Source organism: Microcystis sp. BLCC-F209 (assembly GCF_041928595.1).
Lineage (GTDB): Bacteria > Cyanobacteriota > Cyanobacteriia > Cyanobacteriales > Microcystaceae > Microcystis.
The window spans coordinates 1-13,165 of the sequence record NZ_JBHFLL010000304.1; the positions used below are offsets into that span (position 1 = coordinate 1).

Genomic DNA, 13,165 nt, shown 5'->3' on the forward strand with positions numbered 1-13,165 from the left:
TTGATTGTTTTCGCCACGACCCCGGCGACTGTTCGAGTTTTGTCAGGGAGATTATGGTGGTGACCCTTGCTACGAAGCGGTCTTTTCCGACCAAGGTTGGGACGGTCTACCACCTCTCTCAATATACAAGGTTGGGTTGAACGATAGTGAAACCCAACAACCGAGGATTTATGTCGGGTTTCGTTGCCTCAACCCGACCTACGAATTTACTAACCCCCCCGATGTCGGGGGGGCAGGAGGGGGTAAGTTGCCCGATGTTGCTTACCACTTTCTAGCCCTTTTGTCAACACCCTATAGAATTAAATATCATACCAGACGGTAAATGATGACAAAATCTAATCAATGATTGAACAGAAGAGACGGCTGCTATAGAATTAAGGCAATCTTTCTGAACTTTTTTAGAAATCATGAAAACCTCATCTATGTCTTTTGTGTTGGCGGGCATTAGTAGTTCTCTTGTACTAATGGGGGGGTAAACCCTGTCCGCGCGGCGGTTATCATCGGGAATCTACCGCAAACCAATGATAATATTCCGTCTGGGATCAGCAGTAGCAACATGGTAGTAGCGATCCCCTTTGACCTGCCCGCGGGTGACAATTACAGCCTCGGCAACGTGATCCTGCCACTCGGGGACTACGAAACCGGAGACATTCCCCTCGTCCAGATCCGCAATGATGTCGGGGGTAGCAATCCGGGCAGTACCGTCCTCGCCAATTTCACCAATCCCACCCCTCAAGGAGCGGGAAACTTTAACTACACCTTCACTCCCACTAGCCCCTTCACGTTTGCCGCCAGTACGAAATACTGGTTATACGTTACCACTACCAATGGAGCTTTCAGCTGGCGCGTCAATGAGCCGAGTATAACCCCGACGGGCATCGCGACGCTATCGCCAATGCCAGTAGTATCCGGAACAGGAGAAACGGGATTGCAGAGATTTAGTACTAACGGTGGCTCTACTTTCACGTCTGGTTCCATGGCCCCCAATTTCCAGATCAACACAGCCGACATACCCCCCTCGGTCGCCACTCCCGAACCTGGTGCGATCGCGGCGTTGTCCCTGTTCGGATTGGGTTTACTGGGGGTTAAAGGTCGTCGGAACGAGGGATAATTTGCCGTAGGTTGATTCATGAATCAACCTACCCTAACCCCCCCGATGTCGGGGGGGGCAAGGGGGGGGAAGCTTTTAAGCTGTAGGTTAGGTTGAACAGAGTGAAACCCAACCACCGAGGATTTAGGTCGGGTTTCGTTGCCTCAACCCGACCTACGAATTTACTATACAAACGGAGAAACTTTTAAGGATTAGGGATCGATCGCACCAGCAGAGTCAGAATACTGGTTAATACTGCTACTACCACGGGAATAATCAACGATTTTGCTCCCTTAAGGTCGGATACATCCTTAATTAAAGCGTTCTGTGTTCCCTCTACTTTTTCCAATCGCCTATCAATACTTTTGAGTTCGGTTTTCACCTCGGCCATATCTACTTTTAGATCGGTGACATCTTTCTGTAAAGAGTCTAACTTGCCTTCGATTCTTGTTAGAACAGTTTCTAGGGAATAGGTGATAGTGACGGGGGATTGACTCATCTGAATTTCGGGGAATATTCGATCGCCTAGTAATATTGTAGGCTGTTTTTGTAGGTGATGCGCTCCTTACCAACGTTCTAAAATCAGTCCATCTACATAATTAAAATCAGTATCATCTGTCACCAATACCCAATTATTTGGCGTTGTCAAATTGAAAGATGATCCGAATCAGCTTGCAACTGAAATTACTTTGATAGCAGGGATTGCATTGCATCTTTCATATTCTGATCTGACAACGCCCAAAAATAACCTTTATAGTTAAGCTAAAACTCCCTAGTACAAAACTGCCAGTTTGAAGCAAATTTAACCCAGTTCTCCCCACAAAAGTCGGGATAATTCCTAGTAAAGTCGTCATAAAAATACCACTGGTTAAGTTTTTTCCTGTTTAAAACACTTAAGAAATTTAACTATTGAATTACCAAAGTCTGCTGCAGCTTTCCCCCTCTATATATTTGCTAAATACAAAAATAATCTATTTTTAGGGCAAGGTAAAAGCAGCAATTACGGGATAATGATCGGAAGGAATAAGATTCAGCCAACGGGAACGATCAACTTTTGCCCAATCTAACTGTAAACGGCTATCATAATAAATGGTATCGATGGCTAAATAAGGAGTATCAGTGTAATTATTAAAGCTCATTTGTTCTGCTAATTCCCAATCTGCTAAAGCGTCCTTTAATTTAATGTCTGACTGGAGAGGTTGAGTTAAAATCTGACGGGGTAATTGCTGAGAATTAACATTAAAATCCCCCGTTAAAAATAGGTAATCTTCTGTTAAATCTAGTTGACAAAAATGCTCCTGTATGCACTTAGCACCTAAGTCCTTAGCTTTGTCGCTATAGTAATCGAGATGGGTGTTATAAAACTGCAAAGTTTGCCCCTCAAGAGTGCGAAATTTAGCCCCCGTTACCATGCGGGGATAAGGATTACCCCAAGCTTCGGTAATACTGCCAATAATATCGGGGGTTTCTGATAGCCAAAATTCGTATATTTCTAAACATTTTAACCGACTTGGTTGATATAAAATTGCACAATGTTCATCTAATCCTGTCCCCCTGCGATCGCTGCCTAGACTTTGGTATTTTGGCAATAAACGGTGTAGATCCAATAATTGATTAGCGCGAGCCTCCTGAGTACCAATTATATCAGGAGAATAGTGAGCAATTAAAGCCGCTACTGCTTCCCTTCTTACTCGCCAATTACGCTCATCGGGATCGGGTTTATCGTAGCGAACATTAAAGGACATTGCTGTTAGTTTCATAGCAAAATGGAGAATGGAAGAGATGGAAGGGAGAAGGAAGTGGGGAGTTTTGTCAGTGAACAGTAAACAGTAATCAGTGAACTGAAAACTCACATCTGATAACTGATAACTGATAACTGATTCAAGGCTGACTCCTAATAATTAATTATCAGGATTTTTTGGCAATTGTCCAGAAGGGAAAAGTTTGACTGGGATTGATGATAACTCCCCTGATGCCATGGCGAGCAAAAGCGTATTCCTTGGTTTGCCAAAGGGGAATATAGGGAACTTCATCGGCGAGAATTTCTTGAATTTTGCCAAAAATTTGCTTTCTTTTAGCTGGGTTACTTTCCTGACGGGATTGGGCGATTAATTGATTCATTTCTTGACTGTAAAAAAATGAGCCTTGACTTTGCGAGCCGCCTTCTTCGCATCCCGTTTCTGGGGAACCTTTAGCACAATCTAAAAAGGGATAAATATAGTTATCTGCATCCAAAAAATCTGGATACCAATTAGATAGAGCAGTGGTATAAAGTCCCCGGCTAATATTACGGAAAAATGCCGCTCCTAGGATACTATTGGGTTCAAATTGAATCCTATTATCTAAATCCCGTTTTGATAGGGCTTTCAACACTGCCGCCACAGTGCTGGAAGTGATCGATCCGGAGGAGTGCCAAACTTCTACAATTGCGGGTTTTTCCGGACTATAACCAGCCGCTTTTAGTAATTGTTTGGCTTGCTCTATATTATGATTGCCATAACGCTCTTTAAACACTGGTTGTGACTCGGAAAAAGTAGTAGGAATGAGACTAAAAAGAGGGATGCCTTGACCTTGTAAAATGCGATCATTAAGTAAATCTCGATCAACAAGAGAAGCAATGGCTTGTCGCACTAAAATATTATGGGTGGGTTCACTTTTGAGATTGACGCTCATAAAGTTAATTGCTGCCCCAGAAGATTCGATGGCTTGCCATTTTCCCTGGGCTGCTTCTGTGCGTAATTTTTTCACTTGAGGAGCCAGTAAAGATTGATAGGCAATATCCACCGCACCTGTCTGAAAACCGTTAAACAAATTGGCAGGATTCGAGAGATAAATTTGCACATTAACTCCCTTATTTTTGGCCGGTTCTCCCCAATAGCGATCGAAGGCTTCTAAACTAAAAGAATCGCTGGTAACTGCTTTTAATCGATAATGTCCTGTGCCGATAAATTCTTCGGGTTTAAATTTACCCTCGCCAATTTGATAAAATTTGGGTGAAACCGCACAGGCTCCGGGATAAGCTAAAAGAGCGGGAAATGCGGCAAAAGGTCTGGTTAGTTTAATAGTAATTTCGTCTTCTTTGGTAACGGTGATTTTATCAATTGTATCCCGGAGAAGAAAGGAAGGTTCACCACCATTTTTGATAAATCTTTCTAGGGAAAACTTCATCGCCTCTGCGTTAAAAACCGTGCCATCATGAAAAATAACTCCTCGACGTATTGGGATAGTATAAGTCAAACCATCGGGGCTAATTTGGGGCAATTCCGTGGCGAGGAGAGGCTTTAAATTAGTGGTTCCTTCGGCGTAGGTGTAGAGAGTTTCACCGAGATTATAAATAATAAAAAGTCCCGCTAACTCATAACTATCGGCCGGATCGAGCGAGCGTGGTTTTAGGGTTGTCCCAATCATCAGGCGATCGCTATCCCCCCGGGGTAAATTGGAATTAGTGGACTGACAGCCCACGATCAGAAGAAGACAGAGGCAAAATAAACTTAAATAGCGGTAAAGTTGGCGTAAAGGTCTCATCGAGGGCGATTAACGGCAGCTAGGTATCGATCGATCCTATCATTTTTGTGCATAATCTTTTCCCTAGGTTCCCTGAAGGAAGTAGGTTGATTGCTTAATTGGTTGGGAAAAATTCTTCAATAACTGCACTGATTACCCAGACAATTAAATTAAATTTTCCGGTTGAGGATGGCAAAAACTTGATTAATTTTGCCAAGGAGAAGACCCAGGGCAGAAAAGGTGTTAAATGGTTCAGAATAGCTGCAGATGTGGAGGCAGATAAACAGGGAAATGGTCAAGATTTTTAAGCCTAGATCAGGTGACAGCAACTGATTAGAAACTCATCTTCTTTTATAAACCTCTTGCATAATTAATTTTTCAGAGTTCAAAAACGGCAGAAATAAGGATTAAATGGCATAAAGTCTATAATTAGACCATTTAACTGATTATTATTCATTCTTAATTCTCCTAACTACTGACTTGAAAGAGGGTGTGGGGAAAGAAACCTCTTTCATCTGTGGGGGTGACAATTTTTTCATTGGGACTGAGGACTGACTACTGGCTACTGACTCCCAACCCTAACAACAATTTTTGATTTTTACAAGAGGTCTTATCTATTCACTTTCTTATATTTAAGGTCTTTATCTGGGCTGACCTCATTTCAAATTGCCTATAGTATTTCCTACTTTTCGCTATTTTCCTCTATACTTAAGTATTTTTTAATATTTACTTTTGTGAGGATTGGTCAGGTTTTATGAAGTAATGCTGCGGATGCAGGGAAACGCCGAGAATTTGTGATATCCACACCTCAAAATCGTGGATTGGATAAGCTTGCCCCCCAGTCAAGGGATTTACCATTGGTTTCACCAGAATGGTAAACATTCCCAGACGATTTCCCGCTAAAACATCGGTAAACAAGCGATCGCCAACCATGGCAATTTGTTGGGGGGGGAGTCCCATGGCTGCCATCGCTTGCCGGAGTTTGCGTCGAGATGGTTTCACCGCACCGAGAAGGTAGGGAAGTTGTAAATTATCAGCGATCGCACCGATCCGATTTTCACTGAGATTATTGCTGACCAACCAAATCGGTAGATAAAGACGCAAGGAATCGACCCAACGCTGTAAATCGTCAGAAACCGTGGTTTCCTGAAGGGGAACAAGGGTATCGTCCACATCGAGAATCAATCCCTTAATCTGATGCTGACTCAAAATCTCCAGAGTGAGACCGAGAATCGTATCCCCTAAAATTAAATCGGGTTGTAGAATTTTTGCTCTAGTCATTAACTTCTCAAAAGTAACTGGCACTGAGTCGATCAAACTCAGCTTGATTAAAAAACCGTTGCCTTATTAAGTATAAATGACCGACTGCCCCTGAAAATAATGCCAGATCCATCCCTTCACTTGGCCGCTTGAATCACCTGTAAACTACCACCAGCGTATAATTTTTGTTGACAATCACGAAAACCGATCGCCTGTAAAGATTGGATCAGGTCCCTATCGATAAACTGCCAAGCGGTATGGGTTTCAAATAATTGCAAAAATAGGGCCAAAGAGGGCCAAAAAAGCGGGTTAGTGGGTCGATGAAAATCCACGAGGGCAAAAATTCCCCCCGGTCTGAGAACTCGATACACTTCTTTAAGGATTTCCTCTAACTGCTCCGGCTCCATTTCGTGGAGAGCGGCGCTAGTATGAACAAAGGCGAATTCTCCGGCACTAAAGGGCATTTTTTCGGCTAATCCCTCCACATAATGCCCTTGCGGCACCGCTAAACTAGCTCGCTCCAGGGCCCGGGGAGAGACATCTAAACCAGTACAGCGATCGGATAGGAGGACTAAATAACGGGTGGTTTGACCCGCACCACAACAGAGATCCAGGATAGGGTCATTTTTAGCGATTTTTAAATCTTCTAGGGCCAATTGCCGAAAACGAGGCTCCCCACCCACCGCTAGGGCAGCCAGACGGGAGATACCATCGTAAAGCCATTGATATTGATAACTGAGGGGACGTAAAATTGTAGCCAAGATCAACCTCCAAGATTTGATTAAGTTCTATATTGTCTGTAATTTGTTTTAACGGTTCCACCGATATATTGTTAAACTTGGTAAAGAATCTGAAAATTTAAAAATTATCTGTTAACACTATGGGTCGCGTTGGGGTTCTATTATTAAATTTGGGTGGGCCGGAGCGGTTAGAGGATGTGCGTCCTTTTCTATTTAACCTTTTTTCTGACCCAGAGATCATCCGTTTACCGATCAAAGGATTACAAAAACCGTTAGCTTGGTTAATATCGACGCTAAGAGCGAGTAAATCCCAAGAGAATTACCGTCAGATTGGTGGTGGCTCCCCTTTACTCAAGATTACGGAAGCACAGGCCACGGCACTGCAACAACGTCTCGCGGAAATGGGCCGCGAGGTGAGCGTTTATATCGGGATGCGTTACTGGAATCCCTTCACCGAAGAAGCGATCGAGCGGATTAAACGGGATCATATCAAAAAATTAGTTATTCTTCCTCTTTATCCCCAATTTTCCATCAGCACCAGTGGTTCCAGTTTTCGTGTACTGGAGGAAATGTGGCAGCAGGATCCCTATCTGCGTTTGACGGAATATACTCTCATCCCCTCTTGGTACGATCATCCCACTTATCTGAGTGCTATGGCGGATCTGATTGCGCGAGAATTAGAGCAGTGTCCTAATCCTGACCAAGTACATATCTTTTTTAGCGCCCATGGTGTCCCCCAAAGTTATGTGGAGGAAGCGGGAGATCCCTATCAAAGGCAAATTGAAGAATGCACTAGGGCGATCATGCGTACACTAAACCGACCCAATCAGTACACTTTAGCCTATCAAAGTCGCGTTGGTCCGGTAGAATGGCTAAAACCCTATACTGAAGATGCTCTAAAAGGGTTGGGAGAGCAGGGAATTAAGCATTTATTGGTCGTTCCGATTAGCTTTGTCTCGGAACACATCGAAACTCTGCAAGAAATCGATATAGAGTACCGAGAAGTGGCGGAAGAAGCGGGAATTGAACATTTTCAGCGAGTACCGGCTCTTAACACTCACCCGATGTTTATCGAATCTCTCTCCCAGTTAGTGGTCAAATCCCTAGAGGAAAACCCCACTACTTTCGAGCAAATTACCCGTCCGAAGGCGAATATGAAAATGTATCCCCAGGAGCGTTGGGAATGGGGAATGACCACGGCAGCTGAGGTGTGGAATGGTCGATTAGCGATGATCGGTTTTCTGGCAATTATTATCGAATTAATTACTGGTCAAGGACCATTACATTTTGTGGGTTTATTATAACCTCGCTCTTCGCTGCCATTGCTTTTGACGGTAACTACCAAAATAAGGTTGGGTTAAACATAGTTAAACCCAACCATTGGCGATTTTATCTTAGGACATCATATTAGCAGAACGAACATTAACGTTAACTTCTAGCCTGCCATTGCCGAGCATATCTAACCCAGTGACGCTAAACAGATTAGCTTTAATCCCCCTTTCCTGAAAATTAGCCTGTAATTCTTTGATGAGAACCTCTTCCACTTTCCCTTCATCATCTGCTAGAGCTTGGACGATTTTAGCGGCGAAAGAGCCAATTTTTGCGCTTAATATTTCTTCCACATTGGTAATCTCGATAATAACCATTGATTTTTCTTCTTAGTAGAGGACAAATAGCTTAACAAGCCAATAAGAACAGAATTTGCAAGAAAATAGAGCTGCTCTCATCTTAGGAATCAGTATAACCCGCACTGTTCCCCCCCAAACGTAAATAGGCTTCAATAAAGCTATCTAAATCCCCATTCATTACCCCGCTAACATCGGTGGTTTCCACATTACTACGCAGATCCTTAACTAATTGATAGGGATGAAAAACATAGTTACGGATTTGATTGCCCCAAGCGGCCTCCACCATATCTCCGCGAATTTCGGCGATCGCTTGAGCCTGTTGTTCCCGAGCAATAATTAACAATTTCGCTTTTAATAAAGCTAGGGCTTTTTCTTTATTTTGTAGTTGCGATCGCTCTTGGGTACAACGCACAGCGATACCTGTGGGAAGATGAACTACACGCACGGCAGTTTCCACTTTATTAACATTTTGTCCACCTTTTCCCCCGGATCTAGTGGTGGTAATTTCTAAATCTTTATCGGGAATTTCTACCCTCACCGCATCATCGCCCAAAATTGGCATCACTTCCACCCCGGCGAAACTGGTTTGACGTTTACCATTAGCATTAAAAGGGGAAATTCTGACTAACCGATGGGTGCCTTTTTCTCCTTTCAGATAACCGTAAGCATAAGTTCCGGCAATCTCAATTGTCACCGATTTAATTCCCGCTTCATCTCCTTCTGATATTTCCGCTAAAGTGACTTTATAACCCTGTTTCTCGGCCCAGCGAGAATACATTCTCAGGAGCATTTCTGTCCAATCTTGGGCATCGGTTCCCCCGGCCCCCGCATTAATCGTTAAAACTGCTCCTTTTGCGTCGTAGGGACCATTTAAAAGCTGTTGCAATTCCCAGCGATCGAGGTCATGCTGTAAATGGGTTAAATTGTCCGTCGCTTCTTCTAGTAAAGTTCGATCGGATTCTAATTCTAATAACTCGATAATTGCCTTAGTATCTTCTAATTGTTCACACCAACCCTGATAGGTTTCTAAAGAAGATTTACATTCATTTAGTTCTTGCAGGGTTTTTTGAGCAGTATCTGGGTTATCCCAAAAAGTGGGGACGGCTGCCACCTGTTCTAAGTCTTTAATTTTCGCCCTTAAAGTGGGTAAGTCAAAGATAGTCCTGGGTTTTACCCAGGCGCAATCCTACTATCTCGATACCTTTTTTTAGTTCCGATATTTCCATGTTTTCAGTTATCAGTTATCAGTTATCAGTTACTCTAGGAGTCGGTCGTCAGGAGGCCGGAGTTGAGAGTTGGGGTTTTAGGGTTTTGGGGTATTAGTTGAAAGTCCCCATTACCCCATCACCCCATTTCCCCATTTCCCCATTTCCCCTATCGACTCTCTGTTGCCCGTTCCGCAGTTCCAGCGTTCCCTAAAATGGTACGATCGATCCGCGCAGGGGGGCAAGACTTTGTAAAGCGTTTTCAGCCTTATCACGACTGCTAAACGCGCCTATTTGCCAGACGCGACGACCTTGGTGGGAAGTGGGGAAAGCGTCGGGATAGAGAGAACGAACTTTGGTGCGATCGCTCTCGTTTTTAGCTTCGATTACTACTTTAAAACCTTTGCGGCCACTATTGCTCATGTTAGCACTACTGGGATTAGCGGCGGCTCGATTAAAAGTGATTACGTCTGATAAACTTCTCTGATTGCCTAGGTTGCGCGGTGGTGGTGGTGGTACAATTGCATTACTATTTTGAGAATTGGGAGGAGTTAGGGGGGGCAAATTAGGGGTAACTGGGGACGGTGGCGTTAAATTTGGTTCTGGTGCTGGATTATTGACCGCTGGCTGAGGATTGCTCTCTACTGCTGTTTCTGCAGCCGTAAAGGTATATTCTCGCACTTCGGGATTAGCAGAAGGATTAACCGGTGTTTCTGCTTTGACGGATTCTCTGGGGAGGGAATAACTATTACCCGCGAGTAATTCCGGGGGAGGATTGAAACTGGGACTATCAGCAGTTAGATAGATATGACTGAGATTTTGACCGGCTAGACTGCGTTTAGTAAAGCGCCAGCCATCGATGAGATAAATTTGGATTAAACCGGTCCCTAAACCTTTTGTCCGTCCAATGATTACCTCCGATTGTCTGGGATTGCGGGGGGTTCCCACGAGGACTAATTCCCCGTTGCGTTGTACGATACGCAGCAGGTATTCTAAACCGTAATCTTTGCCCTGAATGCGAAGGGAATAACCGTTACTGTCGGTGGCCCGTTCACAACTGCCGGTAAAATCGAAATCGAGGAGAAGAGGCTGAACAATGGTCGGTTCTCTGCCATTTACCGCCCAACATTGGCGTTTACCGGGGATTTGTTGCAAAATCAGTAAATCGTATTTACCGTTACCGTAGGGTCGGGCAATAGCGATAAAATCCTCTTGATTAACTTCTCGTTGTTCAAAGAGAGTTGCTTGACTGGGTGTCGTCAGGAGACAACCCCCCAGAAGTGAAAACAGTAGGGTAAATTTTAAGGATGATTTTAGATTCATAAATAGGGAGCGTTGTTATAGAGATTGTACTTGCATTTATTTTATCGATCTAGACGTAAGCGAGAGAATTTTGTTTTCTTGGAAGATAAGTACCTAACAAAATTAATTACACATCTAAGCCACTACTCCGTCAGACTTCTGGTGTGAGGAAACAGTGAACTGAAAACTCAAATCCGATCCCTAATAGCTGTCTCCCGTCTCCCGTCTCCCGTCTCCCGTCTCCCGTCTCCTGTCTCGACTAGGAAATTAATTTTGCACGACTACTTATTTAGGGTTTGCTCAATAAATCTAAAAACCTTGTTGGGTAAAACTTTTAGACTTTTTCGTTTCCAAAAAGTACCATATCTAGGGTTTGCTGAATAAATCTAAAAACCTTGTTGGATAAGGCTTTTAGACTTTTTTTCCCTGAAAAAGTGCCTACCATTGGAGTGATTGGGGGGAAAATTTAGGGATTTTTTCCCTGAAAATTAGGTAATTGACCACCTGAAAATGGGTAAAACCCCACACCCCACACCCCACCCCCCCGATGTCGGGGGGGTTGGGGGGGCCACACCCTGCCCCCACGAAAAACTTTTTCAGCAGCCCCTATCTAGGAGTGATCGGGTGGAAAATTCAGGTACTTTTTCCCTGAAAATTAGGTAATTGACCCGCTCAAAATCGCTAAAACCCTACACCCTACACCCTACACCCTACACCCTACACCCCACACCCTACACCCCACACCCTGCCCCCACCGAAAAACTTTTTGCCGCAAACCCTAGTTATTACTCGACCTAATCCACAGTAGGATAGAGATTGCTAAAAATTGACCCTTGAGTAGAGTTGCAACAAGATGGCGAAAGCGGCGATTATTGGATTGGGAAGATCGGGAATAGCGGCGGCAAGGTGCTTAAAACGGGATGGTTGGCAGGTGACATTAAGCGATCGCTCTGATGCTCCCGGTTTACAAGAGACCAAAACCAATCTGGAAAGGGAAGGAATTATGGTCAATCTTGGTCAAAATCTCAGTCTAGAGGCTTCGGACTTGCCCAATCTTATCGTGGTTAGCCCCGGCGTGCCTTGGGATGCCCCGATTTTAATTACTGCCAGAGAAAAAGGCATCGATACGATCGGAGAATTAGAATTAGCTTGGCGTTATCTGCAATCTTCCCCCTGGTTGGGGATTACGGGAACTAACGGCAAAACCACCACCACCGCCCTCTGTGCCGCTATTTTTCAAAAAGCGGGGTTAAATGCCCCTTCCTGCGGTAATATCGGCTATGCTGCCTGTGAATTGGCTTTAAAAGCTGATAAATACGATTGGATTATTGCGGAGATTAGTAGTTATCAGATCGAGTCCAGTCGGGATTTATCGCCGAAAATCGGCATCTGGACAACTTTTACCCCCGATCACCTCAATCGTCATCAAACCCTGGAAAATTATTATCGGATTAAAGCCTCTTTACTGCAAAGAAGCGATCGCCAAATCCTCAACGGGGATGATCCCTATCTGCGTCAAATCGGTGTTAGTCAATGGCAACAAGCTTATTGGACTTCTGTGCAGGGCAAAGAGGCACTTTTGGGCGATCCTAGTCGTGGTGTTTATCTGCAAGATAACTGGATCGTGGCTTTTGGGGAATTAATTGCCCCGGTTAATCTGCTGAAAATGGTGGGCAGTCACAATCAGCAGAATTTGCTTATGGCTGTGGCCGCCGCTAGATTGGCGGGAATCGAGAAAAAAGCCATTACCGAAGCAATCGCCACTTTCCCCGGGGTTGCCCATCGCTTAGAGTATATTTGTACCTATAAAGGTGTAGACTTTATTAATGATAGTAAAGCAACTAACTACGATGCCGCCGCCGTGGGCTTACAATCAGTCCGGGGTCCGGCGATTTTAATCGCGGGGGGAGAAGCGAAAGCCGGGGATGATCGGGCTTGGATCGCTGAAATTAAGGCAAAAGTCGCCACTGTGCTGCTTATTGGTGACGCTGCCGCCGATTTTGCCCATCGTTTAGCATCGGCAGGTTATCACGATTATGAGTGTGTGGAAACAATGGATAATGCCGTTCAACGCGCGGCCGAACTAGCAGCAGCAAAAGAGGCTAAAGTGGTGTTATTATCGCCCGCTTGTGCTAGTTTTGACCAATACCAAAGTTTTGAACATCGCGGCGATCACTTTCGGCAATTGTCCTTACAGTTATAGGGAGATGGGAATTATGAATTATGAATGATGAATTATGAATGGGGGAATGGGGAAGTGGGGGAATGGGGGGATGGGGAGATGGGAATTATGAATTATGAATTATGAATTATGAATTATGAATGGGGAAGTGGGGAAGTGGGGAAATTCAACTAATACCCTAAAATCCGCCTTGCCGACGACTAAGGCGCAATTTTTGTTCCCAAAGATACTATTTTTTGGCTAAGTTGGGTAAG

Annotated in this window: 12 protein-coding genes; 4 read left to right on the forward strand and 8 right to left on the reverse strand. The window is 44.2% G+C overall.

The genetic code is table 11. The annotated features are described in order from the left end of the window. The first annotated feature begins 499 nt into the window (after window positions 1–499). Window positions 500–1,111 carry a choice-of-anchor R domain-containing protein gene (locus ACE1AQ_RS19670; RefSeq protein WP_301182370.1) on the forward strand — a complete coding sequence of 204 codons (612 nt, stop codon included), beginning with the start codon at window positions 500–502 and terminating at the stop codon, window positions 1,109–1,111. 184 nt (window positions 1,112–1,295) lie between these two features. Here ACE1AQ_RS19670 and ACE1AQ_RS19675 read toward each other — a convergent pair whose 3' ends face one another. The 3 genes from ACE1AQ_RS19675 to ACE1AQ_RS19685 form a co-directional block, all read right to left on the reverse strand. Then, entirely contained in the window at window positions 1,296–1,589 is a 294-nt protein-coding gene (locus tag ACE1AQ_RS19675) for a hemolysin XhlA family protein (RefSeq protein WP_008199924.1), read from the reverse strand. 478 nt (window positions 1,590–2,067) lie between these two features. Further along, the gene (locus ACE1AQ_RS19680; protein ID WP_008199922.1) at window positions 2,068–2,850 is read right to left on the reverse strand and encodes an endonuclease/exonuclease/phosphatase family protein; all 783 of its coding nucleotides are present in this window, start codon (window positions 2,848–2,850) and stop codon (window positions 2,068–2,070) included. Window positions 2,851–2,998: 148 nt separating this feature from the next. Continuing rightward, window positions 2,999–4,615 carry an ABC transporter substrate-binding protein gene (locus tag ACE1AQ_RS19685; protein WP_008199920.1) on the reverse strand — a complete coding sequence of 539 codons (1,617 nt, stop codon included), beginning with the start codon at window positions 4,613–4,615 and terminating at the stop codon, window positions 2,999–3,001. 98 nt (window positions 4,616–4,713) lie between these two features. Here ACE1AQ_RS19685 and ACE1AQ_RS19690 point away from each other — a divergent pair, with 98 nt between their 5' ends. Continuing rightward, a complete protein-coding gene (locus tag ACE1AQ_RS19690) occupies window positions 4,714–4,902 on the forward strand; it encodes a hypothetical protein (RefSeq protein WP_039899800.1) in 189 nt (62 codons plus the stop codon). A gap of 418 nt (window positions 4,903–5,320) precedes the next feature. On the opposite strand, the gene ACE1AQ_RS19695 is transcribed toward ACE1AQ_RS19690, so the two are convergent. Continuing rightward, complete coding sequence (locus tag ACE1AQ_RS19695) at window positions 5,321–5,875, reverse strand: YqeG family HAD IIIA-type phosphatase (protein WP_008199918.1); 555 nt, start codon at window positions 5,873–5,875, stop codon at window positions 5,321–5,323. A 116-nt stretch (window positions 5,876–5,991) separates the two neighbouring features. Then, complete coding sequence (locus ACE1AQ_RS19700; protein ID WP_008199916.1) at window positions 5,992–6,615, reverse strand: class I SAM-dependent methyltransferase; 624 nt, start codon at window positions 6,613–6,615, stop codon at window positions 5,992–5,994. Window positions 6,616–6,734: 119 nt separating this feature from the next. Here ACE1AQ_RS19700 and hemH point away from each other — a divergent pair, with 119 nt between their 5' ends. Next, the gene (gene hemH, locus ACE1AQ_RS19705) at window positions 6,735–7,898 is read left to right on the forward strand and encodes a ferrochelatase (protein ID WP_008199914.1); all 1,164 of its coding nucleotides are present in this window, start codon (window positions 6,735–6,737) and stop codon (window positions 7,896–7,898) included. A gap of 90 nt (window positions 7,899–7,988) precedes the next feature. Here hemH and ACE1AQ_RS19710 read toward each other — a convergent pair whose 3' ends face one another. The 3 genes from ACE1AQ_RS19710 to ACE1AQ_RS19720 form a co-directional block, all read right to left on the reverse strand. Further along, window positions 7,989–8,240 (reverse strand): hypothetical protein, encoded by a 252-nt coding sequence (locus ACE1AQ_RS19710; protein WP_002739055.1) that lies wholly within the window; start codon window positions 8,238–8,240, stop codon window positions 7,989–7,991. Between the two features lie 82 nt (window positions 8,241–8,322). Next, window positions 8,323–9,448 (reverse strand): peptide chain release factor 2 gene (gene prfB, locus ACE1AQ_RS19715; RefSeq protein WP_106909843.1). Its coding sequence is split into 2 segments (ribosomal slippage): window positions 8,323–9,375 and window positions 9,377–9,448, totalling 1,125 coding nucleotides; the frame shifts between segments, so codons are not numbered across the junction. 189 nt (window positions 9,449–9,637) lie between these two features. Then, window positions 9,638–10,750, reverse strand: a complete 1,113-nt coding sequence (locus ACE1AQ_RS19720) for a DUF3747 domain-containing protein (RefSeq protein ID WP_110545118.1) — start codon at window positions 10,748–10,750, stop codon at window positions 9,638–9,640. Between the two features lie 832 nt (window positions 10,751–11,582). Here ACE1AQ_RS19720 and murD point away from each other — a divergent pair. After that, window positions 11,583–12,932 carry a UDP-N-acetylmuramoyl-L-alanine--D-glutamate ligase gene (gene murD / locus ACE1AQ_RS19725; RefSeq protein WP_110545117.1) on the forward strand — a complete coding sequence of 450 codons (1,350 nt, stop codon included), beginning with the start codon at window positions 11,583–11,585 and terminating at the stop codon, window positions 12,930–12,932. The last annotated feature ends 233 nt before the right edge of the window (window positions 12,933–13,165 follow it).

Coding starts and splice junctions, on each gene's coding strand:
- hemH (WP_008199914.1), top strand. CDS start 6,735: ATGGGTCGCGTTGGGGTTCTATTATTAAATTTGGGTGGGCCGGAGCGG.
- murD (WP_110545117.1), top strand. CDS start 11,583: ATGGCGAAAGCGGCGATTATTGGATTGGGAAGATCGGGAATAGCGGCG.
- ACE1AQ_RS19680 (WP_008199922.1), bottom strand. CDS start 2,850: ATGAAACTAACAGCAATGTCCTTTAATGTTCGCTACGATAAACCCGAT.
- ACE1AQ_RS19710 (WP_002739055.1), bottom strand. CDS start 8,240: ATGGTTATTATCGAGATTACCAATGTGGAAGAAATATTAAGCGCAAAA.
- ACE1AQ_RS19685 (WP_008199920.1), bottom strand. CDS start 4,615: ATGAGACCTTTACGCCAACTTTACCGCTATTTAAGTTTATTTTGCCTC.
- ACE1AQ_RS19675 (WP_008199924.1), bottom strand. CDS start 1,589: ATGAGTCAATCCCCCGTCACTATCACCTATTCCCTAGAAACTGTTCTA.
- ACE1AQ_RS19720 (WP_110545118.1), bottom strand. CDS start 10,750: ATGAATCTAAAATCATCCTTAAAATTTACCCTACTGTTTTCACTTCTG.
- ACE1AQ_RS19695 (WP_008199918.1), bottom strand. CDS start 5,875: ATGACTAGAGCAAAAATTCTACAACCCGATTTAATTTTAGGGGATACG.